At 69.2% G+C, this 22,606-nt stretch carries 19 protein-coding genes and 1 tRNA gene; 17 read left to right on the top strand and 3 right to left on the bottom strand.

Annotated elements, in window-relative coordinates; all coding sequences use genetic code 11:
• Positions 1 to 78: 78 nt before the first annotated feature.
• The gene (locus CA984_RS04875; protein ID WP_086568606.1) at positions 79 to 813 is read right to left on the bottom strand and encodes a class I SAM-dependent methyltransferase; all 735 of its coding nucleotides are present in this window, start codon (positions 811 to 813) and stop codon (positions 79 to 81) included.
• Between the two features lie 348 nt (positions 814 to 1,161).
• On the opposite strand from CA984_RS04875, the gene mfd reads away from it, so the two are divergent.
• From mfd to CA984_RS04860, 3 genes are read left to right on the top strand one after another with little or no spacing between them, the layout of a single operon-like run.
• Positions 1,162 to 4,692 carry a transcription-repair coupling factor gene (gene mfd, locus CA984_RS04870; protein WP_086568604.1) on the top strand — a complete coding sequence of 1,177 codons (3,531 nt, stop codon included), beginning with the start codon at positions 1,162 to 1,164 and terminating at the stop codon, positions 4,690 to 4,692.
• A gap of 27 nt (positions 4,693 to 4,719) precedes the next feature.
• Positions 4,720 to 5,340, top strand: a complete 621-nt coding sequence (locus CA984_RS04865) for a SurA N-terminal domain-containing protein (RefSeq protein ID WP_165781105.1) — start codon at positions 4,720 to 4,722, stop codon at positions 5,338 to 5,340.
• A 10-nt stretch (positions 5,341 to 5,350) separates the two neighbouring features.
• Positions 5,351 to 6,316: a nucleoside triphosphate pyrophosphohydrolase gene (locus CA984_RS04860; RefSeq protein WP_086568600.1), complete on the top strand. Its 966-nt coding sequence runs from the start codon at positions 5,351 to 5,353 to the stop codon at positions 6,314 to 6,316.
• 8 nt (positions 6,317 to 6,324) lie between these two features.
• Here the strand turns inward: CA984_RS04860 and CA984_RS04855 are convergent, their stop codons facing one another.
• On the bottom strand, positions 6,325 to 7,068 hold the full coding sequence (locus tag CA984_RS04855) for a class I SAM-dependent methyltransferase (protein ID WP_086568598.1): 744 nt from the start codon (positions 7,066 to 7,068) through the stop codon (positions 6,325 to 6,327).
• Positions 7,069 to 7,179: 111 nt separating this feature from the next.
• Between CA984_RS04855 and eno the strand changes: the two genes are divergently transcribed.
• The 11 genes from eno (at position 7,180) to CA984_RS04800 (ending at position 17,107) form a co-directional block, all read left to right on the top strand.
• Complete coding sequence (gene eno, locus CA984_RS04850; RefSeq protein WP_086568596.1) at positions 7,180 to 8,457, top strand: phosphopyruvate hydratase; 1,278 nt, start codon at positions 7,180 to 7,182, stop codon at positions 8,455 to 8,457.
• A gap of 180 nt (positions 8,458 to 8,637) precedes the next feature.
• On the top strand, positions 8,638 to 9,045 hold the full coding sequence (locus CA984_RS04845; protein WP_086568593.1) for a septum formation initiator family protein: 408 nt from the start codon (positions 8,638 to 8,640) through the stop codon (positions 9,043 to 9,045).
• Between the two features lie 41 nt (positions 9,046 to 9,086).
• Positions 9,087 to 9,701: a DUF501 domain-containing protein gene (locus tag CA984_RS04840; protein ID WP_165781104.1), complete on the top strand. Its 615-nt coding sequence runs from the start codon at positions 9,087 to 9,089 to the stop codon at positions 9,699 to 9,701.
• Positions 9,698 to 10,657 carry a Ppx/GppA phosphatase family protein gene (locus CA984_RS04835; RefSeq protein ID WP_086568588.1) on the top strand — a complete coding sequence of 320 codons (960 nt, stop codon included), beginning with the start codon at positions 9,698 to 9,700 and terminating at the stop codon, positions 10,655 to 10,657. Before CA984_RS04840 ends, CA984_RS04835 begins: the two co-directional genes overlap by 4 nt.
• Positions 10,658 to 10,887: 230 nt before the next feature.
• Complete coding sequence (locus tag CA984_RS04830) at positions 10,888 to 12,246, top strand: hypothetical protein (protein ID WP_133061552.1); 1,359 nt, start codon at positions 10,888 to 10,890, stop codon at positions 12,244 to 12,246.
• 164 nt (positions 12,247 to 12,410) lie between these two features.
• A complete protein-coding gene (locus tag CA984_RS04825; protein WP_086568584.1) occupies positions 12,411 to 13,208 on the top strand; it encodes a uracil-DNA glycosylase in 798 nt (265 codons plus the stop codon).
• Positions 13,209 to 13,330: 122 nt separating this feature from the next.
• A complete protein-coding gene (locus CA984_RS04820; protein ID WP_423229281.1) occupies positions 13,331 to 14,695 on the top strand; it encodes an NAD(P)/FAD-dependent oxidoreductase in 1,365 nt (454 codons plus the stop codon).
• Between the two features lie 106 nt (positions 14,696 to 14,801).
• Entirely contained in the window at positions 14,802 to 15,299 is a 498-nt protein-coding gene (locus CA984_RS04815; RefSeq protein ID WP_086568579.1) for a glycine cleavage system transcriptional repressor, read from the top strand.
• Between the two features lie 5 nt (positions 15,300 to 15,304).
• The gene (locus CA984_RS04810) at positions 15,305 to 15,835 is read left to right on the top strand and encodes a peptide deformylase (RefSeq protein WP_207620735.1); all 531 of its coding nucleotides are present in this window, start codon (positions 15,305 to 15,307) and stop codon (positions 15,833 to 15,835) included.
• A 121-nt stretch (positions 15,836 to 15,956) separates the two neighbouring features.
• A complete protein-coding gene (locus CA984_RS04805; protein ID WP_086568575.1) occupies positions 15,957 to 16,814 on the top strand; it encodes a DUF2382 domain-containing protein in 858 nt (285 codons plus the stop codon).
• A gap of 220 nt (positions 16,815 to 17,034) precedes the next feature.
• A tRNA-Leu gene (locus CA984_RS04800) sits at positions 17,035 to 17,107 on the top strand.
• 688 nt (positions 17,108 to 17,795) lie between these two features.
• Here CA984_RS04800 and CA984_RS04795 read toward each other — a convergent pair.
• The gene (locus CA984_RS04795; protein WP_086568573.1) at positions 17,796 to 18,278 is read right to left on the bottom strand and encodes a hypothetical protein; all 483 of its coding nucleotides are present in this window, start codon (positions 18,276 to 18,278) and stop codon (positions 17,796 to 17,798) included.
• 979 nt (positions 18,279 to 19,257) lie between these two features.
• Between CA984_RS04795 and CA984_RS04790 the strand changes: the two genes are divergently transcribed.
• The 3 genes from CA984_RS04790 (at position 19,258) to CA984_RS04780 (ending at position 22,502) form a co-directional block, all read left to right on the top strand.
• Positions 19,258 to 20,853, top strand: coding sequence for a tetratricopeptide repeat protein (locus CA984_RS04790; protein ID WP_133061551.1), 1,596 nt, complete (start codon positions 19,258 to 19,260; stop codon positions 20,851 to 20,853).
• Between the two features lie 436 nt (positions 20,854 to 21,289).
• Positions 21,290 to 22,075, top strand: a complete 786-nt coding sequence (locus tag CA984_RS04785; protein WP_086568569.1) for a Bax inhibitor-1/YccA family protein — start codon at positions 21,290 to 21,292, stop codon at positions 22,073 to 22,075.
• A gap of 199 nt (positions 22,076 to 22,274) precedes the next feature.
• On the top strand, positions 22,275 to 22,502 hold the full coding sequence (locus tag CA984_RS04780) for a DUF4287 domain-containing protein (RefSeq protein ID WP_086568675.1): 228 nt from the start codon (positions 22,275 to 22,277) through the stop codon (positions 22,500 to 22,502).
• The last annotated feature ends 104 nt before the right edge of the window (positions 22,503 to 22,606 follow it).

Here is a 22,606-nt window from a genome sequence, read left to right as displayed (position 1 = left end):
TGCTCCACAATCCCGATCGAATTAGTCGGATTTCGTCAGCTTACCCACTCCGTTTCCCCCGCACCAGCCGAGTGACTCTCAGATCAACCGGGCGAAGTGGCTCTGGGGCTTGCGGATCACCATGATGATCTCATCGTGCGAGGAGGGGCGCCGCCCTCTGGAGAGGGTCTCCATCAGGGAGCAGGCAACCCGGGCCGGCCTGCCCAGCGGCCCGCGCAGTGCCGGTCCGCTCGTCGCCGAGACGTCGTCGGTCACCATGAGGCCGCGCGTCAGGCAGAAGGAGTGCATCCCCTCGCGCGAGGTGACCTGTCCGTAGAAGGAGGGCAGGGGGCCCACGGTGCCGGGCGGGGCGAACCTGCGCCACAGCGCCCGCCGCAGCGCGGCGGGCGCCAGCCGGTCGTACGTCCCGTAGGCGGAGGCCCTGTCGCGCATCCGCAGCAGCAGCAGCCCGCCCGGCCGCAGCCCGGTGAGCAGCCGGTCGAGCACCAGCTCGGGGTGCTCGATCCGCTCCAGCAGGAACGACACGTAGACGATGTCGAACGACCGCGGCGGCACCGGCACCGACCGCAGATCGCCCAGCGCCCAGGAGTCCAGGTCCTTGCGCGTGGACGTGCTCGCCCGCAGCACCGGCAGGTCCTCGTCGATCCCGGTGACCCGGGCCTCCATCTGGTCCAGCTCCAGCTCCAGCGGGTCGGGCCACCCGCACCCGGCGACCAGGACGTCGAGCCGCCGGCCCGACTGCCCCGTCCACTGCTCGCGGATGCGCCGACTGAATATGTCGTCTCGTGCGACGACCGACCGTACCTCTGACATGTGACTAAGAGTAGTCAACTCAATACGATTCGTCGCGCATTTCCCACTCCTCACCGGTGATCTCCCTGCGGGAGGGCGTCCGGCAGGTAGGCCCCGGCCGCCTGCGGCGGGCCGGCGGGCCGGCGGACCGGCGGGCAGGAGGATGCCATTCCTGCCGGAGACTCTCAGGGCGCGCTCCTGCCGGGGACTCTCGGGGCGCGCGCGGGCCTGGCGGCCTCCCCGCGGGCCTTCGCCCCGGCCTGAAGGCCGGAGCACCGGCCCGCACTTCGGTAGCCTTGGGTGGTACCCCCCGTGCCTCACCGGCCGGGGGCCTGTCGTGTTGCCGTCGTGGGGCTGTGGGCGAATCTGATGAGCCTTTCCGGACTGCTGGACCTTGTCGCAGGGGAGCCGAAGCTGGCTTCCGTTCTTGAGGACGTCCGAGGGGGAGACTCCTCCGACGTGTCGCTGATCGCGCCACCCGCGCTGCGGCCGTTCACCGTGGCCGCGCTGGCCAGGGAGGGGGCCAAGGACGGGGCGCGGGCCGTTCTCGCGGTGACCGCCACCGGGCGCGAGGCCGAGGATCTCGCCGCGGCGCTCACCAGCCTGCTCGACCCGAACACCGTCGCGGTCTTCCCCGCCTGGGAGACGCTGCCGCACGAGCGCCTGTCGCCGCGCGGCGACACGGTCGGCCAGCGGCTCGCCGTACTGCGCAGGCTGGCCCACCCGGTCGAGGGCGACGTCGCCGCGGGCCCGCTGCAGGTGATCGTCGCGCCGGTCCGGGCGGTGCTGCAGCCGATCGTGCGCGGTCTGGGCGACCTCCGCCCGGTACGGCTGCGCGCCGGTGACGACGCCGACCTCGAAAGCATCGTGCACCGGCTCGTGGAGAACGGCTACAACCGGGTCGACATGGTGGAGAAGCGCGGTGAGGTGGCCGTCAGGGGCGGCCTGCTGGACGTCTTCCCGCCGACCGAGGAGCACCCGCTCCGGCTGGAGTTCTGGGGCGACAGCGTCGAGGAGATCCGCTGGTTCAAGGTCGCCGACCAGCGGTCGCTGGAGGTGGCGGAGGAGGGGCTGTTCGCGGCCCCCTGCCGCGAGCTGCTGCTGACGGAGGACGTCAGGCGGCGGGCGCGGGAGCTCGCCGAGCTGCATCCGGCGCTGGCCGAGATCCTGGACCAGCTCGCCGAGGGCGTCCCGATGGAGGGCATGGAGGCGTTCGCGCCGGTGCTCGCCGGGGAGATGGACCTGCTCATCGACCACCTGCCGGCGCAGGCGGCGGTGTTCGTGTGCGACCCGGAGCGCATCCGAGGCCGCGCCGACGAGCTGGTGCGGACCAGCCAGGAGTTCCTGGAGGCCTCCTGGATCAACGCGGCGTCCGGGGGAGAGGCGCCGATCGACCTGGGAGCGGCGGCGTTCCGCACGCTGGAGGAGATCCGTGACCACGCCCGGGAGCTCGGCCAGCCCTGGTGGTCGATCGCGCCGTTCGGCGGCGACGACCTCGGCGACGGGCTGGTCCTGCGGGCGCGCGAGTCGGAGGCCTACCGGGGCGACACCCAGCGGGCCCTGGGCGACATCAAGGGCTGGCTGGAGGAGGACAAGGTCGTCGTGCTGCTCAGCGAGGGCCACGGCCCGGCCGAGCGGATGGTCGAGCTGCTCAAGGGCGTGGACCTGCCCGCGCGGCTGGAGAGGGCGCTCGACCGGGCGCCGGACGGGACGGTCGTCCACGTCAGCACCGGCCTGATCGAGCACGGCTTCGTCACCCCCACCCTGGCCGTGCTGACCCACCTGGACCTGGTCGGTCAGAAGGCGTCCACCAAGGACATGCGGCGGCTGCCCTCCAAGCGGCGCAACATGGTCGACCCGCTCCAGCTCAAGGTCGGCGACCACGTGGTGCACGAGCAGCACGGCGTGGGCCGCTACGTCGAGATGGTGCAGCGGACCGTGCAGGGCGCGACCCGTGAATACCTGGTGATCGAGTACGCCAAGGGCGACCGGCTCTACGTGCCGACCGACCAGCTCGACGAGGTCACCCGCTATGTCGGCGGCGAGTCGCCGACGCTCAACCGGATGGGCGGCGCCGACTGGGCCAAGGCCAAGACCAAGGCGAAGAAGGCGGTCAAGGAGATCGCCGGGGAGCTGATCCGCCTCTACTCCGCCCGGATGGCCTCGCCGGGGCACGCCTTCGGCCCCGACACGCCGTGGCAGCGCGAGATGGAGGACGCCTTCCCCTACGCCGAGACCGGCGACCAGCTGGAGGCCATCGACGAGGTCAAGCGCGACATGGAGCGCGGAATCCCGATGGACCGGCTGATCTGCGGCGACGTCGGCTACGGCAAGACCGAGATCGCGGTGCGGGCGGCGTTCAAGGCCGTGCAGGACGGCAAGCAGGTGGCGGTGCTGGTGCCGACCACGCTGCTGGTCCAGCAGCACCTGTCCACTTTCGCCGAGCGCTTCTCCGGCTTCCCGCTGAACGTCCGGCCGATGTCGCGCTTCCAGAGCGACGGCGAGGTCAAGGCGACGCTGGAGGGCCTGCGCGAGGGCTCGGTGGACGTGGTGATCGGCACGCACCGGCTGTTCTCGCCGGAGGTCAGGTTCAAGGAACTGGGCCTGATCATCATCGACGAGGAGCAGCGGTTCGGCGTCGAGCACAAGGAGGCCATGAAGCACATGCGGACGCAGGTCGACGTGCTGGCCATGTCCGCCACGCCGATCCCGCGCACGCTGGAGATGGGCCTGACCGGCATCCGCGAGATGTCGACGATCCTCACCCCGCCGGAGGAGCGGCACCCGATCCTCACCTTCGTCGGCCCCTACGACAACAAGCAGATCGGCGCCGCGATCCGGCGCGAGCTGATGCGCGACGGCCAGATCTTCTTCGTCCACAACCGCGTCTCCAGCATCAACAAGGTCGCGGCCATGCTGCGCGAGCTCGTGCCCGAGGCCAGGGTCGCCGTCGCGCACGGCCAGATGAACGAGCACCAGCTTGAGAAGATCATGGTGGGCTTCTGGGAGCGCGAGTTCGACCTGCTGGTCTGCACCACGATCGTCGAGTCGGGCCTGGACGTGCCCAACGCCAACACCCTGATCGTGGACCGGGCCGACAACTACGGCCTGTCCCAGCTCCACCAGCTCCGCGGCCGGGTCGGCCGGGGCCGCGAGCGCGGCTACGCCTACTTCCTGTACCCGCCGGAGAAGCCGCTCACCGAGACCGCCCACGAGCGGCTGGCCACCATCTCCCAGCACACGGAGATGGGCGCGGGCATGTACGTCGCGATGAAGGACCTGGAGATCCGCGGCGCGGGCAACATCCTGGGCGCCGAGCAGTCGGGCTTCATCGCGGGCGTCGGCTTCGACCTCTACGTGCGGATGATGGCGGAGGCCGTGCAGGAGCAGAAGGCCAAGCTGTCGGGCGCCTCCGTGGAGGAGGAGCGGCCGGACGTCAAGGTCGAGCTGCCGATCAACGCGCACATCCCGCACGACTACGTGACCTCCGAGCGGCTGCGCCTGGAGGCCTACAAGCGGATCGCCGGGATCGGCGCCGACGTCCACATCGCCGCGGTCCGCGACGAGCTCGTCGACCGGTACGGCAGGCCGCCGCAGGAGGTGGAGAACCTGCTGGAGGTCGCCCGCTTCCGGATCCGCGCCCGCCTGGCCGGGCTGACCGACGTCACCCTGCAGGGCCAGCACATCAGGTTCGCCCCGGTGACGCTCAAGGACTCCCAGCAGGTCAGGCTCCAGCGCCTGTACCCGAAGGCGCTGCTGAAGCCGGCAACCGGTACGTTGCTGGTGCCCGTGCCCAAGACCAGGCCGCTCGGCGGTCAGCCGCTGCGCGACCTGGATCTGCTCAAGTGGTGCGGGGATCTGGTCGAGGCGATGTTCCTCCAGAACATGCCGGTAAAATAAGCGGCGTTTGTCGTGAAGGGATCGCATGTGAAGTCGACTCGAGTGCGTGTCATCGTGGCGGTCGCCGCCGCGGGTGTCGCGCTGACCGCCTGCTCTCCGACGCAGGCCGGCGCCGCCGCGGTGGTGGGCGGTGACCGGATCAGCTCCAACGAGCTGGACGGCAACGTCCGGGAGTTCGAGGCCGCGCTGGCGAAGGTCAACGTCTCCGTGGCGGACCTGAAGTTCCCCGGCAGCCTCCCGCAGGTCGTGCTCTTCCAGCTCGCCACCGCCAAGCAGTACACCAAGGTGGCCGAGAGCAAGGGCGTCACGGTCACCGACGCGGAGATCGATCAGGTGATCTCCGCCACCGGCGGCCAGGCCCAGCACGAGCAGCAGATGCTCCAGCAGGCCGTGGCGCCCTCGCAGGCGCGTGACTTCACCAGGGCGAAGCTGCTGATGACCAAGCTCATGGCCAAGTACGGCGGCGGCAGCGACCAGGCCGCCCTCCAGCGGGGCCAGGAGCAGGCGATCAAGGACCTGGCGAGCGTGAAGATCACCTGGAACCCCCGTTACGGGCAGATCAACGCGCAGCCGAGCCAGGAGCAGCCGAACATCTTCCTCGACAGCGGCCGTTTCGGCGCGGGTCCCGCCGCGGCGCCGCAGCAGTAGCCTCGACGGCATGCCCCTGATCGTCGTCACCACCTCGCCCCGGGTCGCCCCGGGGCTGCTCAGCCGCCGCGCGTGGCAGGTCCTTGAGGATGGTCCGGTGCGCACCGGGTCGGCGGACCATCCGCACCTGCCCTACCTCGCCGACGCGGGGATCGCCGTCGAGGTCGTGACGCCGGATCCGGCCGCCCTGGTCCGGCAGGCGCGCGAGGAGACCGTCGTGTGGCTGGAGGCCGACGAGGCGCTGATGCGCTCCATCGGCTACGCGGCCGTGGCGCTTGAGGACCCGCCGGTGATCGAGGTCGTGCCCGGCTCCTACGACCTGCCCGGGGCACGGCTGCTCGACCTGGTCGCGGTGATGGACCGGCTCCGGACCGGCTGCCCGTGGGACGCCGGGCAGACCCACGAGTCGCTGGTGCCGTACCTCCTCGAAGAGGCCTACGAGGTGCTGGAGACCATCGAGGAGGGCGACTACGCCGCCCTGCGCGAGGAGCTGGGCGACCTGCTGCTCCAGGTGGTCTTCCACGCGCGGGTCGCCCATGACCGCGCCGGCGGTTTCGACATCGACGACGTGGCCGAGGGGATCGTCTCCAAGCTGGTCCGCCGACACCCGCACGTGTTCGCCGACACCCGGGTCGAGGGCGCCGAGGAGGTCAGCGACAACTGGGAGACCATCAAGGCGGCCGAGCGCGCGGCCAAGAACGGCGGCGACTCGGGGTCGGTCCTGGACGGCGTCCCGATGGGGCAGCCCGCCCTCTCCCTCGCAGCCCAGCTCCTGCGCCGCGCCGAGCGCGCCGGGGCTCCCCCCGTCCTCCCCGCCGAGCCGGCCGCCGGCGACCTGGGGGCGCGGCTGTTCGAGCTCGTACGGCAGGCGCACGCGGCCGGCCTCGATCCGGAGGCCGAGCTGCGCGCCACCGCCCGCCTCTACCGCGACCGGGTCCGCGCCTGGGAGACGGGCGGCGCCTCCGACGACGCCTGAGGGGCCGGTCAGGCCAGGCGCCCGCTCACGAACTGCATGAGCCCGTAGACCTTCTGGCGCACCCCGGAGAAGCCGAGCCGGGTGAGGGCGTCGGTCACCTCGCGGTCGCCGAACATGCGGATCCCCGAGACCGCGCCGACCAGGTCGTTGACCGGGCCGGCCAGCGGCAGCCGCCGGGTGGTCATGAGGGCGATACGGCCGCCGGGCCTGAGCACCCGGGCCATCCCCGCGAGGGCCTCGAAGGGCCGGTCGAACAGGTAGAGCGCGGCCATGCAGGACACCGCGTCGAAGCTCGCGGGCCGGAAGGGCAGGTTCACGGCGTCTCCCCGCACGTAACCGATGTGTCCCGGCGCGGTGTCGCGGACCGCGCGGGCGAGCATCGTCGCCGAGGCGTCGATCCCCACGACCAGCCCGTCGTCGATGTCGCGGGCCAGGGCCCGCGTGATGTTGCCTGGACCGCAGGCCACGTCCAGCACCAGGTCGGCGGGCCCCAGCGCGAGCATCGCGCGGACCAGTGCCTCCTCCTGCCCGGTGTCCGGCCCGAGCGGGCCCTTCACCGCCCCGACCAGCGCGGGCCGCCAGAACCGCTCGTAGATCCTCGGCAGGAAGCCCGAACGCATGAGCCGCTGTGCCGGGGACCCGGCGGGGGACGCCTCACCGAGGAGGTCCAGATATCCGGGATCGGAGATGGGCTCCGGCAGGACCGGGATCAGCAGTCCGCGGATCCGGTCGAGCGCCGTGAGATCGCTCATGCCTTCGATTGGAGCACACGACCGGCCCGGCGGGGACGGCGGCCGCCATACCGACAGGTAGGCATCGATAGGCTTCTGAGGCAAACTGTCCTGCGACTTTAGGAGCGCTTCGTGGCTTCCATCGAGGGCGTCACCGCCCGCGAGATCCTTGACTCCCGGGGCAACCCGACGGTCGAGGTCGACATCCTGCTGGACGACGGCAGCGAAGGTCGCGCCGCGGTTCCGAGCGGCGCGTCCACCGGCCAGTTCGAGGCCGTGGAGTTGCGCGACGGCGATGAGCGCTACGGCGGCAAGGGCGTGGAGAAGGCCGTTCTCGGCGTGACCGACGAGATCGCCGACGAGATCCTCGGGTTCGACGCCGCCGAGCAGCGCAGCATCGACCAGGTCATGATCGACCTGGACGGCACGCCGAACAAGGCCCGTCTGGGCGCCAACGCCATCCTGGGTGTCTCCCTCGCCGTGGCCAAGGCCGCCGCGGAGAGCGCCGAGCTGCCGCTGTTCCGCTACATCGGCGGCCCGAACGCGCACGTGCTGCCGGTCCCGATGATGAACATCGTCAACGGCGGCGCGCACGCCGACACCAACGTGGACATCCAGGAGTTCATGATCGCGCCGATCGGCGCCGAGTCGTTCCGCGAGGCCGTGCGGATGGGGACCGAGGTCTACCACGCGCTCAAGGCCGTGCTGAAGGAGAAGGGCTACGCCACCGGCCTGGGCGACGAGGGCGGCTTCGCGCCGAACCTGCCGTCCAACCGCGACGCGCTGGACCTGATCCTGGTCGCCATCGAGAAGGCCGGCTACGTGCCCGGCGAGGACATCGGCCTGGCCCTCGACGCGGCCGCCTCGGAGTTCCACAAGGACGGCGTCTACACCATCGACGGCAAGGGCCTGTCCGCCGCCGAGCTGATCGCCTTCTACGAGGACCTGGTCACGAACTACCCGCTGGTCTCCATCGAGGACCCGCTGGACGAGAGCGACTGGGAGGGCTGGAACGCCCTCACCAAGGCGATCGGCGACAAGGTCCAGCTCGTCGGCGACGACCTGTTCGTGACCAACCCCGAGCGGCTGTCGCGCGGCATCGCCGAGGGCACCGCCAACGCGCTGCTGGTCAAGGTCAACCAGATCGGCACCCTGACCGAGACCCTCGACGCCGTGGACCTGGCCCACCGCAACGGCTACCGCTGCATGATGAGCCACCGCTCCGGCGAGACCGAGGACACCACGATCGCCGACCTCGCCGTGGCCACCAACTGCGGCCAGATCAAGACCGGCGCCCCGGCCCGCTCCGACCGCGTGGCCAAGTACAACCAGCTCCTGCGTATCGAGGAGCTTCTCGACGACGCCGCCCGCTACGCGGGTCGCGCGGCGTTCCCGAGGTTCCAGCGGTAGTTTCGCACGGTACGGCTTGCGCCCGATTTGGTCGGGCACAAGCCGTACCGCGCCGGAGACCGTCCGGTGTCCGGTTCCGTGCCGGAGCACGGAGGGCGCCGGTGGCGTCCGGGTCGTGGCGCGGGAAGGCCCCCGGGCCGTCGTGCGTGGCACGGCAGGGAGCACAGACGGGAGAGGTGCATGGCGAAACGGCCGCAGTTGACCGGACGGGCGGCGATCCTCGCGATCGTGGTGTGCGCGATCGCCATGAGCCTCGCCTACCCGGTGCGGGAGTACATCGCGCAGCGCCGCCAGATCTCCCAGCTCCAGCAGCAGCAGGTCAGGGAGCTTGAGGCCATCAAGGCCCTCGACGACCGGCACAAGCAGCTCCAGGACCCCGGCTACATCAAGCGGCAGGCCAGGGAGCGGCTCTTCTACTGCGACCCCGGGCACAAGTGCTATGTCGTCATGGGCAGGGAGCGCTCGGAGGGCAAGGGCACGACGGGGGAGAAGAAGGTCGTCAGGCCGCCGTGGTACCAGACGCTCTGGGAGTCGGTTGAGGCCGCCGACACCGGGAAGGGCCAGAAGGCGGCCGGGGGCGCGGGATGACCCCGATAACCTGGGTGCCGTCTTCTCAGGGGGTGTCACGGATGGTGGATGATCGCGATGTGGCGGCGGTGGAGCGGCAGCTCGGCCGGACGCCACGGGGGCTGCGGGCGGTGGCGCACCGCTGTCCGTGCGGGCTGCCCGATGTGGTGGAGACCGCGCCCCGGCTGCCCGACGGCTCGCCGTTCCCGACGCTGTACTACCTGACCTGCCCGAAGGCGGCCTCGGCCATCGGCACGCTGGAGACCTCCGGGATGATGCGGGCCATGCAGGCCAGGCTCGCCGAGGATCCCGCCCTGGCCCAGGCCTACCGGGCCGCCCACGACGACTACGTCGCGCGCCGCGACAAGGCCGCCGCCGAGGACGGCCTGGAGCCGCTGCCCAGGGACATGCAGAGCACCGGGGGCATGCCGACCAGGGTCAAGTGCCTGCACGCCCTGGTCGGGCACGAGCTGGCGGTCCCCGGTGTCAACCCCTTCGGCCGCGAGGCCCTCGACGCGCTCGGTGAGTGGTGGGCCGACGGGCCCTGCTGCTCCGTCGCGGAGACCGGGACCGGGACCGGGACCGGGACCGGAACCATGCAGAGCGGAGAGGCGTCCCCGTCCGTGGACGCCGAAGAGGCGGCCGTGACCGCGAGCACCGAAGAGGAGAGCAAGTGACCCGCGTCGCCGCCATCGACTGTGGCACCAATTCCGTCCGTCTGCTCATCGCGGACATCGAGGCCGACACCCTGACCGACGTCGAGCGGCGGATGGAGATCGTCCGGCTCGGCCAGGGAGTGGACGAGACCGGCAGGCTGGCTCCGGAGGCTCTGGAGCGCACCTTCGGCGCGATGCGCGGCTACGCCAAGCTCATCGACCAGCACGGCGCCTCCGCGGTCCGCGTGGTGGCCACCAGCGCCACCAGGGACGCCGCCAACCGGCAGGACTTCGTGGACGGCGTGCGCGAGATCTTCGGCGTGGAGCCCGAGGTGATCACGGGCGCCGAGGAGGCGGAGCTGTCGTTCACCGGCGCCACCCGCGACCTGGTACGGCTCTCGCCCGAGACCGGCCTGCCCACCCCCGACGGCACCCGCCCGCCGTACCTCGTGGTCGACATCGGCGGTGGTTCCACCGAGTTCGTGCTCGGTTCCACGCACGTGGAGGCCGCGCTGTCGGTCGACATCGGCTGCGTCCGGCTGACCGAGCGGCACCTGCGCGACGCGGGCGTCCCGCCGTCGGCCGAGGTGGTGGAGGCCGTGGTCGCGGACATCGACGAGGCGCTCGACCGGGTCGCCCAGGAGGTCGCGGTGGAGCGGGCGCTCACATTGGTCGGCCTCGCAGGCTCCGTTACCACCGTCGCGGGAATAGCGCTTGACCTGCCTGGATATGATCCGGATAAAATTCACCACTCGCGGATTGCGGTAAATAGGGTCCGCGAGGTTTCCGAGCGACTGCTGGCGATGAGCCACGAGAAGCGGGCGGCCATTCCCGTCATGCATCCCGGCCGGGTCGACGTGATCGGCGCGGGTGCGCTGATTCTGGACCGGATTATGGAACGGTTCGGTTTCACCGATGTCGTTGTCAGTGAACACGACATTCTGGATGGAATCGCCTGGTCCGTGTCTAAACCTTAACAACATCTGGACATTTCCTATGCCGAGGGAGTATTGAGGGATCCTTCCGTTTTATGGTTAGGTAAAGAAGCTTTAGCGAGGCTTTGCCGTGGGGCCCGGCACAGCTGGTGTCGGGGCGGCAACCGTCTCCGGAGCGCACTTTCGTTCCTAACGAAACGGAGCATCCCCTCATGTCCGGACTAGCTCGTAAGCTAGCCGCCGTAGGAGCCAGCACGGCCATGCTGGCGACGATGGCGGCAGGACTTCTGGCCACGCCCGCAGCGGCGGCCAGCGGTTCCACCAACCAGGCGGGGAAGGTGGCTTCCTCCTCCTCCGCCACGCCGAGGCCCGCGGTCTCGGTGAGCAAGACGAAGGCCTCCCCGTCCAACTCCGACGAGTGCCCCACCCGGGTGACGTTCTCCTCGCGGATCAAGGTGAAGGCCTACGGGGGCAAGACCACCGTGGCCTACCGCTGGCTGCGCGGGAACGGCTCCAAGAGCGCCGTCAAGACGTTCGTGCTCAAGGGCAAGGGCGTCAAGTACGTCACGGTGAAGGAGTCCTCGACCTTCAAGGGCGGCGACCTCAAGGGCTGGCAGGCGCTGCAGGTCCTGGCGCCGCGCAAGGTCACCTCCGCCAAGGGCTACTTCAAGGTCTCCTGTGGCGACGACGAGTGGGACGGCGACAAGCACGTCGTCAACACCCACACCGTCGGTGCCCAGGCGTGGGTCGACGAGCGCAACTGTGAGGCGACCCTCATCGGCCGCATCACCGCCTCCGGCACGCGCTGGGTGCGCTACCAGTGGGTCGTCAACGGCCGCGTCGTCGACCGGGACGCCGTGCGCGTCTACGGCTCGCGCAAGGTCTACCACGTGATCAGGCCGCACGAGAACCTGCGTGGCTGGGCGGTTCTGCAGATCCTCGACCCGGGTGACGCCTCCTCCAACCGCGCCTACTTCAAGATCTCGTGCCGGGACTGGTCGCCGAAGGTCTCGGCCTCCGTCAACGCTCCCTCGAACTACGAGGGCGACTGCCCGGTCACCCGCACCTTCACCGGCACGATCAGCGCCTCGCACGGTCGTGGTGAGGTCAAGTACCGCTGGATCCGTGACGGTGTCGCGGGCGGCTGGCAGAGCGTCTACTTCGACGGCCGTGGCTACGGCCACCAGAGCCGCAGCGTGAGCGACTCCTGGACCGCCTCGGCGTCCGGGACCAGCAAGCGCTCGATCGAGATCTACGGCGGCTCGACCAGCGGCACCGTCGAGGGCAAGGTCACCTGCAAGGCCGCCCCGCCGGCGTCGAAGGCCTGGATCCAGGCCGGCACGTCGGTCAAGCAGGTCGAGGCCGGCTGCCCGGCGGGCTCGGTCACCGGCACCGGCAGCATCTACGCCACCGGCCCGATCAAGCTCACCGTCACCTGGAGCCTCAACGGCTCCGTGGTGAAGTCCGAGGACCTGGAGTTCACCTCGGAGGGCACCAAGTCCGTCTCCTTCACCAGCGCTTCGGACGGCCTCAAGGGCGGCAACGCCCGGTTCGGGATCGTCGGCGGCGGCTCGACCACCGTGGACTACGAGGCGGTCTGCCCCAAGGCTGATGGGACCCCGAAGGCCTGACCCGAGTCTCGTCTCAGCGTCTCGTCCTGATTGAAACAGGCGGCGCCCGCTTCCGGCGGGCGCCGCTTTTCGCTGTCCGGGGCCGGAGCTCTCCCCACTGGGAGACCGGGACGCGCTCGGCCTCCCGGCCCATCGACCTCGTCCGATCGGGCACCATCGAGGTCATGACCTATGTTCCTCCCGGATCCGGCTGGCCGGGCGATCCCGCCCGGCCGGACACCCCCGTCGCCCATGACCCCTCCGAGGTGAGAGAGCTCGCGGCCGGGAGCCGTACCCTCGCCGAACTCACGGCCCGGCAGTCGGTCTGCCGGGCCTGCCCGCGCCTGGTGGAGTGGCGCGAGGAGGTCGCGACGGTCAAGCGGCGGGCCTTCGCCGGGGAGACCTACTGGGGACGGCCCATCGCGGGGTGGGGGGATGAGAGGCCGGAGGTCCTCATCGTCGGACTGGCCCCGGCCGCGCACGGGGGCAACCGGACCGGCCGCATCTTCACCGGGGACCGCAGCGGGGACTGGCTGTTCGCCTCGCTCCACCGGACGGGCCTGGCCGCGCGGGAGACCAGCGTCCACGCGGGCGACGGGCAGCGGCTCATCGGCACGCGCATGGTGGCCGCCGTCCGGTGCGCCCCGCCGGCCAACAAGCCCGAGCCGTCGGAGCGGGCCACCTGCCTCCCGTGGCTGTCCCGGGAGGTCGCGCTGGTCGCCGGCGGCGTGCGCGTGGTGGTCGCGCTGGGAGGCTTCGCCTGGCAGGCGGTCTGGCCCGCGCTGAAGGACGCCGGGTACGACCTGCCGCGGCCCAGGCCGCCCTTCGGGCACGGCGCCGAGGTGGAGATCTCCCGCGACGGGGCTCCGGCCTGGCTTCTCGGGTGCTACCACCCGAGCCAGCAGAACACTTTCACCGGCCGGGTGACCGCCGAGATGCTTGACCAGGTCTTCACCAGGGCGAACGCTCTCCGTTCCCCGTGAACTCGACCATAAAGAGAGTGCTGACCGTACTTTTGGGGAGAAGGGAGATAGTTCATCCCGATTTTGGAAAGACTGGCGCAAGTTGCCTGGAGGGCGCATGGCGCGACCGGCGGGGTGGACGTATGCTTGTGAAAGCTTTCACAAAGCCTGGATCTAAGGATGGCGCCGAAGTGAACCGCAACTCCAAGCACATCGTGGTCGTCGGTGGGGGCTACGTCGGCCTCTACACCGTGCTGCGCCTGCAGCACACGCTCAGCAAGGAACTGCGCGACGGCAGCGTGCGCATCACCGTCCTCACTCCCGAATCCCACATGACCTACCAGCCCTTCCTCCCCGAGGCCGCGGCCGGGAACCTCTCGCCCCGGCACGTGGTGGTCCCGCTCCGCCGGGTGCTGAGGAAGGCGACGATCCTCAACGGCAAGGTCTCCAAGGTCAACCACGCGGCCAAGACGGTCACCTTCGCGCCCAACGTCGGCACGCCGCACGAGATCGGCTACGACATCGTGGTCATGGCCGCCGGCTCGATCTCCCGCACCCTCCCCATCCCCGGTCTCGCCGACGCCGCGATCGGCTTCAAGACGGTCGGCGAGTCGATCGCGCTCCGCAACCGGGTGCTCGAACTCCTCGACCGGGCCGAGTCCGACGACGACGAGGCTCTGCGTCGCAGGGCGCTGACGTTCGTCGTGATCGGCGGCGGCTTCGCGGGCGTCGAGGCGCTCGCCGAGCTGGAGGACATGGCCGTCGACGCCGTCCGCTACTACCGCACCGTCTCCCGCGAGGACATGCGCTGGGTCCTCGTCGAGGCGACCGACCGCATCCTGCCCGAGGTCGGCCCCGAGATGGGCAAGTGGACCGCCGAGCAGCTCCGCGAGCGGGGCATCGAGGTCAAGATGAACACCCGCCTGGACTCCTGCGAGGGCGGTCTGGTCAAGCTCTCCGACGGTTCGGAGTTCGAGTCGGCGACCATCGTGTGGACCGCCGGCGTCAAGCCCAGCCCGGTCGTCAACGCCGGCGACCTGCCGCTGGACGAGCGCGGCCGGATCAAGACGACCACCCGCCTGACCGTCGCCGGGGTCGACGACGCCTTCTCCGCCGGAGACGTGGCCGGGGTGCCCGACGTGACCAACCCGGGCCAGTACTGCGCGCCCAACGCCCAGCACGCCGTACGGCAGGCCAAGGTCCTCGCCGACAACATCACCCGCCTGCTCCACGGAGAGGAACTGGTCGACTACCGGCACAAGTACGTCGGATCGGTCGCCGGGCTGGGCCTTCACAAGGGCGTCGCCAACGTCTACGGGGTCAAGCTTCGCGGATTGCCTGCGTGGTTCATGCACCGCACCTACCATCTGTCGCGGGTGCCTACTCTCAACCGCAAGGTCCGTGTGATGGCGGACTGGACCTTGGCGCTGTTCTTCAAGCGGGAGACCGTCTCACTCGGAGAGATCGAGGCGCCGCGTACGGAGTTCCGCGAGGCCACGACGTCCTGAGTCCCGGGCACCCACAGGTGGGAAACTGCTGGGTTCTCGTCGGGGTTTGTTGCTGATCGTCATGCTCGTCCCTTGAGCCCCAGCCCAAGCCGGGAGGGGGGCGGGGGTGGGCTTGTCTGCGATCACCGTGCTGGGAGTGGACAGACCGGGAACGATCGCCGAGGTGACCGCGGTGCTCGCCGGGTGTGGCGCGAACGTCGAGGATTCGGCGATGACGCTGCTCGGCGGCCATGTCGCGATGATGCTGCTGGTCTCCGGCGGGCTGCCGCCGGCCTCGGCCTTCCCCGGGGTGGCGGTCACCGTGACCGATGTCGAGTCCCGCCGTGACTCTGGCCGCGACCCGGACGGCCTCGGCTACGTGCTGACGCTTCACGGCCCCGACCGCCCCGGCATCATCTCCGCGGTCAGCGCGGTGCTCGCCGGAGCCGGTGGCGACATCACCGGCATGACGTCCCGTCTCTGCGGCCGGCTGTACGTCCTGATCGCGGACGTGCGGCTGCCGGAGGCGGTGGACGTGGCGGATCTGATGTGCCGCCTGGCCGCGGTGGGCGCCGGCCTCGGCTCCGAGATCACCTTCCGTCCCGCCGAGCCGGACGTGCTGTGATGGGCGTGCCCGCGTCAGGGACCCCCCGCGAGCTGATCGCCGCCCCGCACCCCGTGCTGAGCGCCCGGGCACTCCCCGTGGACCCCGCCGACCCCGGGGTCGTCGTCGCGGCGGCCGACCTCCTCGCCACCATGCGCCGGGCACGGCACTGCACGGGCCTGGCCGCCCCCCAGATAGGCCTGGGCTGGCGGCTGCTCTCCGTCGACGTCTCCCTCCATCCCGGAGCCCGTTCCTGCGCCGGGGAGCTGGTCGTGGCGAATCCCCGGCTGGTCGCCGCCTCCCGCTGGGAACCCGCCCGCGAGGGCTGCCTGTCCGTCCCCGGCCTGACCGGTGACGTCCTGCGCGCGACCCGCATCACCGTCCGGGGCGAACGCCCCGGCAGCGGCGCCCCCGTCACCATCGACGCCGACGCATTCGAGGCCCGCTGCATCCAGCACCAGCTCGACCATCTCGACGGCGTGCTTTTCCTGGACCGCGTCATCCGCGCCTGGGCGGTCCGCAGAGCGGAACCGGCGACGGAGCCGACCGGAGAATAAACCCTCTTGTGGCATTTTAAGGTTTTTATAGTTATTTAGCAGTTCTGTTCCTTAAGTCCGTTTTCCTCCTTTTGTTCCGTGGTAGACCACGCGGGGACCGGACGAGAAAGGGAAAGACACCATGATCACGCAAGAGCAGATTCCTATGGTGATCGATCACCCGCTGTACGACGTCGAAGGAGAGAAGGTCGGCGAGGTCAAGCACGTCTACCTCGACGACGCCACAGGCCGGCCCGAGTGGCTGTGCGTGAAGACCGGACTCTTCGGCATGAAGGAGACCTTCGTGCCGGTGCAGAGCGCAGATGTGGTCGCCGACCATGTGGAGGTCGGCTACGACAAGGCCCGCATCAAGAACGCTCCCAACGTCGACGTCGAGGCCGGCGGTCATCTGTCCGCCGAGGAGGAGCGCGAGCTCTACCGCTACTACGAGATCTCCTGGGAAGGGGCCTGGGAACAGGCCAACGAGCCCGGCGAAGGAGGGTGGGCCCATTCGGGCGGCCGGCGGGAACGGGAACGCCGTGAGTGGAGCGGGGGTGACGCGACGGCTCGCGAGGACGACATGACGGCCCGTACGGGTGACGCGACGGCTCGCGAGGACGACGCCATGACCCGCTCGGAGGAGAGACTCCGTGCGCACACCGAGTCCCAGGAGACGGGCCGGGCGCGGCTGCGCAAGTACGTGGTCACCGAAGAGGAGCAGATCACCGTACCGGTCAGCCACGAAGAGGTGCGTCTCGAACGGGAGCCGATCACCGACGCCAACCGGGCGGCGGCGATGGACGGGCCGGAGATCACCGAGGCCGAGCACGAGGTCACCCTCCACGAGGAACGGCCGGTGGTGGACACCGAGACCGTGCCGGTCGAACGGGTCCGGATGACCAAGGAGACGGTCACCGGGCAGGAGACCGTCTCGGGTCAGGTGCGCAAGGAGCGTCTCGAGGCTGAAGGCGACGTCGACGACCCCGGGCGCGGCCGCTGACCGTCACTCGCGACCCCTCGTTCCCACCGTCGCCCCGGGCCCGCAGGCACCGGGGCGACGGCGTTCCGCGCCTTGGTCCGGGGGCGCGCGGCCGCGCTCCGGCGGCCCGGATCGGTTACGTACAAGGGCCTTAGAGACACAACGCCGGTCACATGTTCGTGTGACGCATGATGCGAAGTTGTGCTCCTCGGATGAGTGGTCTGTTACGTATGATTACGGCGTCCCCGTAGCCCAACGGCAGAGGCAAACCCCTTAAAAGGGTTCGAGTGAGGGTTCGAGTCCCTCCGGGGGCACTGATAGTGATCAGCCAGATCAGGCCCGTGACCAATAGAAACACGGTCACGGGCCGTTCTGTGCCCTCCGGCTGTCTACGGCTGTCCCCGATGGTGTGCGGTGTCAACGCCGGTGCCGCCCTATATCAGCCAGGGCTCTGTAAAAGCGCCGGCTCAGCTGGGCGTTGCTGCCGGCCCTGCTGGCACGAACCCGCTATGCGACTTGTGGGAGGGTCTCTGCGGCCATGGTCATTCCCAATGCCTTGCCATAGGGGATGCTGTCAACTCACGGACTCGGCGTTCGGGCAGGTCAAAGGAGTGAAGGGGTCGAGGTGAGGGTTCCCCTACGGATCAGAAGGCCAGGAGTTTGAGGCGTCTTGGCTGCCGTGAGTGATGTCGGGTGGCTTTTATCCAAAGTGGCGATGTGGCGCGCCACTACACGGCCCTGCGCTCAACGGCACTCTGCGCGTGTGGTCCGGGATTGTTCTCCCGCACGGCCGTGCTCCGGCCGCCATGCTGACGGTGCGCCGGCCTTCATGGAGTAGGCGAGCTGACTGGAAACGATCACGGGGTTGGACGGTAGTCAGGCTGCTGAGGTGGATGGGCGTCCGCCCCCGGCGAATGCGCGGTCGTGGCGGTGGTGCTGCCGGAATACGTCGGGCTGAGCACGCATGCCGTACGGCTGGCCGCCACGACCGGATGGCTGTTCCTACGGGCGACGCGGGCGGCCGGACAGCTCGTCCAGGTAGTCCTGGACCTGGCCACCCACATAGTTCATGCAGGGCGCGTTCCCCAAAAAGTCAATCTTGCCCAGTTCGTCGAGCACCCCTGCCAGGGTGAGTGTCTTCTTCCCCCCGGGCAGAATCTCGTTGAAGTCGTACTCCCGCTGCTCGTTGAGCACCTCGGCGAAGCCGGGATCGGTCTGCGCTCCGGTGCGCAGTTGCTCCAACATCTCTTGCGCCATGCTGAGTCTGAGCGTCAGCCGTAGCTCGTCGTCCTGGCCCGCGTTGGTGTTGATCTCCCTGAGTTTCGCACGCACCATGTTCTCGAGCGGTTTCTTGGAGACGACGTTCTTGAGGTGATGGGCCAGGAAGGGACCTGTGCTCTCTGTATTGAGGTCGCGCAGGTAATTCGAGAGCATCAGCAGAACGTCGAGGGCGGCGGGGGGTGGACGGTACCGTACCGGCTGCATGATGGCTCCTCTGTGATGGGCGGGAAGAAACGCCCCCAAGACTCTCTCGACGCTATGGACGCTCGAAGGTGCTGGGAGGGTTACAGTTTTCCGCCATTCGCGCTGGCTCTGAGATATCACTATTGGCGGGTCGTGCCGTCATTCTCCGCGATCTCGCACCCCTTCGCCCCTTCGTCTACGTCGTCCTCGTGGACGACAGCGATCGCATCCTGGCGTACCCCAGGCTGGGGCCGACGAAGGACACCGACAACGCCTCGTTCACGCCGGGCGGCGGGATCAGGCCCGGGGAGAGCGCACCCGCCCGTGTCTGCGGGGAACACGTGGGCGGCCCTGACGCAGCAGGTCACCCGAGTGACCGGCTTATGAACACGGACTGGTGGATGGGGCTTGTGAAGCGTGGTTCTGCGGGGCTCACGGGCCTGATCATGCCGAATGCCTGCCGAAACTATCTTGCGGAAGAATATTTTTGCTGGTCGGAGCGGTTTCGCGGCGGGTCTGTAAAGCCGCTATCTTCAGTTTCGTCGTCGGTCACGCCGCTGCCATCTGTGTCCCTGACGGGATTCGAACCCGTATCAACGTTGCCAGGTTTGGAAACGCGCTTCCCTGCCGGGGGCTGAGGTTCCCCAACCCGTACGGTTGCCCGCACAGGCCCGGTCCCGGTGCATCCGCAACCTCCTGGCATGACACCCTTCGTTTTTGGGCCGCTCGATCCAGTTGAGCTACAGGGACTTGCGTGACCGCCACAGGAGCAGTCGCACTACCATGCTCCGGCCACAAGATCCCGAGCACAACGCCTTTCTTCCGGCTGCAGATGATCAGAGCGGAGGGATGTGCGCGGGGCCGTACCAGGGTGCGGCAGATGCGCCGAAGCGGTGGACGCTGCTGGTGATGTGCGTTTTCCTGTGATCTACGGAGGTTTGGCAACGGCGGGATCACATGGGCCGGAGGCGCAGGGATGGGGCGGGGCCGGATCGCTGCGGTGATCGGCGGACTGGTGTTGGTGGCGGCCGCTCCGGCGGTGCTGGCCGCGTTCAAGGTCACCGATCCGTGGGTGCTGGGGGCAGTTGCGCTGGTGGCGGCACTGGCGCTGGTAGCGGCCGGGTTCTGGCAGGAGCGGCTCAAGCGGCTGGGGCAACGCCGTGACGAGCAGCGGTTCAAGGTCGCCGACGGTCTGCTGACGTTCAGGTCGGGCCGGGTGCCGAAGGTGCGGCAGGTGCGTGATCCGTTGCCGCTGGGAGTCCACCCCAGTGCCCCGGCTCAGGCGACGGGGGCGGAGCCCGGGCGGGTAGCGGGTAACCGGGTGCCGGTCTATGTGCCGCGAGATGTCGACGGCGAGCTACGCGAGCAGCTCGCCGCGGGCGGGTTCGTGCTGCTGGTGGGAGACTCCACGGCGGGCAAAACACGGGCGGGGTTCGAGGCGCTGCGCGCCCAGCTTCCCGACCATCAGGTGTTCGTGCCCGGAGACAAGAACGCCGGCAAGGACGTGATGGCCGCCCTCATCGAGCGGATCGGCCGGGCGCGCAAGGCGGTGCTGTGGCTGGACGACCTGGAGCACTTCCTGCGCTCGGGGACGCTCACCTCGGTGCAGCTCGCTCGCATCCTCGGCGGCCGGGGCCACAAGGTGATCCTGGCTACGCTGCGCAGCGCCGAGGAAGACCAGCTGACCCACCTTCCGCCCGACTCCGACGCCACCCAGCGGGGACTGGGCGATCAGGCCGCCCACGTGCTGGAGCAGGCGCACCGGATCCGCCTGAAGCGGATCTTCAGCCCGGCGGAGCTGGAGCGCGCCCACGTCCGGGCGGCCGATGAGCGGATCGCCGATGCCCTGGACTACGCCGGCGAGTACGGCATCGCCGAGTATCTGGCGGCCGGGCCGCACCTGCAGGACGCCTATGACAATGCCTGGGCGGTCGGCCGCAACCCCCGCGGAGCGGCATTGGTGGCGGCCGCGGTCGACTGCCGCCGCGCCGGCCACCTGTCCCCCCTCCCCAAGGCGTTGCTGGAGGAGCTGCACCAGGGCTACCTCGACGAGCACGGCGGCCAGCGGCTACGGCCCGAACCACTGGAGCAGGCCTGGCAGTGGGCGACCCGGCAGCGGCGCTCCACCGCAGCCCTGCTGCAATCGGTGGACGAGAACGGGGCGAGGACGGAGGTGTTCGACTATCTGGTGGACCGCCACCAGCAACGCCTCGGGCCGACTGCACATGTTCCTGACCGGGTCATTCCCGTCATCCTCCGTCATGCCGTCACAACCGACACCGAGGCCGTTGCCCTGCAGATGCAGGCGCAAGGCCGTTACGGCCTTGCCGCTGCAGCTTTCCAGCAGGCCGTTCAGGCTCGCCGCGACAGCGACGGTGAGGAGCATCCGTCCACGTTGACCAGCCGGGGCAATCTGGCCGGCGTGCTGAAGGATTTGGGGCGGTTGGTGGAGGCTGAGGCCGAGCATCGGGCGGTGTTGGGGATTTGTCGTCGGGTGTTAGGTGAGAAGCACCCGTCCACGTTGATCAGTCGGAACAACCTGGCTTGCGTGCTGAGGGATCTGGGCCAATTGGGAGAAGCCCAGGCGCTGGAGTGATCTGTAACTCGTCCAGGGCGCCGATCGGTCAAATCCCGGCGCAAAAATGGGGCACCACCCTTAGGAATCGCATCCCGATGCAGGTCAGAGGGGATGTTGAGATGGAGTCGCTGCGCCTCTTAAAAGGGTTCGAGTCCCTCCCGGGGCACCGCGCGCCCATGCGGATGAACGGCCCGTGACCGGTGACGCGGTCACGGGCCCGTTCTGTCTCCCGGACCGTGGTGGGGCGGTGGCCCGGCGGCTCTCCGGTGGGTTCCCGGTGAGCGGGCCGTGATAGCTGTGAGAGACGGGAACCTGGCGGGCAGGCCGTTCGTTGGATCACTCGGCGGTAGCCGTACGGCCACATGGATGAGACAGACATGGATATCAACACGATACGGCCGTGTGACAACCGATCTAATACGCTGATCGCGTAGGTCGCAGCGTGGAGGCAGCGATGGAGAGTAAGAACCCCGTATTCAGTCGGCAGTCCAACGGGCAGCAGCAGGCATGGGGAGCGCCGACCCCCACCCCTGACCAGCTTCAGGGGATGTACGACAGGCCGGCGTACGCGCCCCCCGCGCAGCGGACCATGACGATCGACGACGTGGTGGTGCGCGGGTTCATCACGCTGGGGACGCTGGTCGTCTCCGCGGCGGTGGCCTGGGCGCTCAACCTCGGCACGGCGGCCCTGCTCGTCGGTGTGATCGCCGGTCTCGTCCTCGGCCTGATTGTCTCGTTCAAGCAGAGCACGAACCCGGTGCTGATCCTCGGATACGCCGTCTCCTACGGCGTGGCCATCGGCGTGATCAGCCACATGTACAACAACCTGTACAACGGCATCGTCTTCCAGGCGGTGGTCGGCACGGCTCTGGCCTTCGCCGCCATGCTCGCCGTGTACTCGCTGCGGATCATCCGTGTCACCCCGAAGTTCACCAAGTTCGTCGTGGCGGCGGGTCTGGGCCTGATGGGCCTCATGCTCGTCAACTGGGTCGCGACCTTCTTCATCGAGGACGGCATCGGCATCCGCTCGGGCGGCCCGCTGGCCTACGTGTTCAGCATCGCCGCGATCCTGATCGGCTGCTTCTTCCTGCTGCTCGACTTCGACTCGGTCGAGCAGGGCGTGCGCGCCGGCGCCCCGGAGAAGTACTCCTGGCTGATGGCCTTCGGCCTGACGGTCACCCTGGTCTGGATCTACCTGGAAATCCTGCGTCTGCTGAGCTATTTCTCCAGCAGCGACTAGGCAAGCGATCAGGCATGACCGAAAACCCCCGCCGGAGCATCTCCGGCGGGGGTTTCTTCTTGCGCGGGGTGGGCAAGCCGATGAACGAGAAGCCACCAATGAGCGACGCATCATCACGGATGACCAGCTAGTGAGGGCTTGCTATCTGCGGACTCGTGATGCACTGTCGAGCAAAGGAGCCCTATCCGTGGAGGTGCCCATGTCGTTGAACCACTCACTGGAGACGCAGAGCAAGTTGATCGCAAGGGTCCCGGATATCACGGGACGCGCCCTCCCAGAGTGGTTCCAAGCCATCGACAACGGCCCGTCTTTCCTGCGCTGTGACGAGCGGGCCAACTGGCTCGCCGACGAGCACGGGCTGACCCACGGCTACGCGGCCGCCATCGTGCACGAGCACGAGCGCCACCGCCGTAGTCGCTACCTGTAAGCCGTCCATCTTCGCAGGGCCCGCACCGCCGTCCGGCGGTGCGGGCCCTCGCACGTGCAGTCATGATCTTGGCGTGCGTGACTTCTCCGGCCTCCGGGGAGAGC

Origin of the sequence: Streptosporangium minutum (genome assembly GCF_002149035.1) — a bacterium.
Taxonomy (GTDB): Bacteria; Actinomycetota; Actinomycetes; order Streptosporangiales; family Streptosporangiaceae; genus Streptosporangium; species Streptosporangium minutum.
This window is presented reverse-complemented; position numbering and strand designations above follow the sequence as displayed.